Origin of the sequence: Halorubrum sp. SP9, from assembly GCF_005435015.1 — an archaeon.
Lineage (GTDB): Archaea > Halobacteriota > Halobacteria > Halobacteriales > Haloferacaceae > Halorubrum > Halorubrum sodomense.
Window position 1 is genome coordinate 1 of the sequence record NZ_SGXU01000122.1, and the last position, 1,188, is coordinate 1,188.

Annotated in this window: 1 protein-coding gene; it reads left to right on the forward strand. The window is 51.3% G+C overall.

The window, feature by feature from the left end; translation table 11 throughout:
• Positions 1-1,030 (forward strand): CBASS oligonucleotide cyclase (locus tag EXE45_RS19805; protein ID WP_241989510.1); only part of this gene is annotated, 1,030 nt, incomplete at its 5' end.
• Positions 1,031-1,188 lie beyond the last annotated feature (158 nt).

Sequence of the window (1,188 nt, forward strand, 5' to 3'; positions counted from 1 at the left end):
TGATGGGAGTAATCGATCACCAGCCAACTCAAATAATTCTGACGTTGGTGACTCATCAAGGGATGCGGAACGTGAAATCGAAGAATCACATCAAGAATACGCTGAGGAAGCCCAGATAACCGACAAGCAGGCCAAGGACATGCAGCAGCGACGTGAAAACGTCGTTGACAATTTGAAGGAAGAAGGTCTGTCGATTGAAGAAGACCATATCTACGGTTCAGTGATGCAAGGGACGATGACCGGACCACTCGACGAGGACTGCGACATCGATGTAATGATCGTCCTCGATGCGGACGAACACGGTCAATGGGCCACTTCTCGTAACGGTCCACAGAACGCGCTTCGTGCTGTCAAAAGACGGTTGGAACAAAAGTACCCGAACCAAGAGGTTCGCATCGACAGAAACGTGGTGGCAGTGAAGTTCAGTGACTTCACCGTAGAGGTTACCCCGGCATTCCGTTACAGCGATACTCACAATCCCGAGAGCCCGACAGACCCCGTAACCATCGGGGGGATGGAAACTCCTATCCAACCGATGGGCGCTGACGACCCGAATAACGGCTACGCGATCCCTGACACCTACGGTGGGCAGTCTTGGGTGGGTACGAATCCCCGGAAATTCCAGTCAATGTATAATGCCGTTAACGAAAATAATGGGGGCAATCTCCAGCGAGTTGCCGTATCAGCTAAGAAGTGGAATGAGGAGAACGGGAAACCCGTGAACTCCTATCACATGGTGATGATGGCTTACAAATATTTCCGGAATGACGCTCCCGCTGGTGCCTCTACTCATGAGCATATGAGTAACTTCTTCCGGAATCTTCCCCAGTACGTCAACGACGAAACGCGAGAACCGGTCTATCAAGAGCGGGTTGACAACGGGATGAGTTCGAAGGAGAAGAAGCAGGCCGCTCAAAAAGCGTACCGTGCCAGTGAGAAGATCGAGGAGGCTGAGCGCCTCAAACAGGAAGGCAAGACGCAAGAGGCGAAGGAGAAATACCGAGAAGTCTACGGTGACGATTTTAAATGAGATTTTGATTCCTATGACTGATGAGGAATTCGACTACGAGGCGCACGAACGCCTACGTGAACGCGTTGCTAATGAAGCAGACAGTGTTCTGTGGACTTTCAAAGCGTACTATGTCGGCGCCGATTGGTACTCAATGGTGGATCGGCTTCTCGATTGGT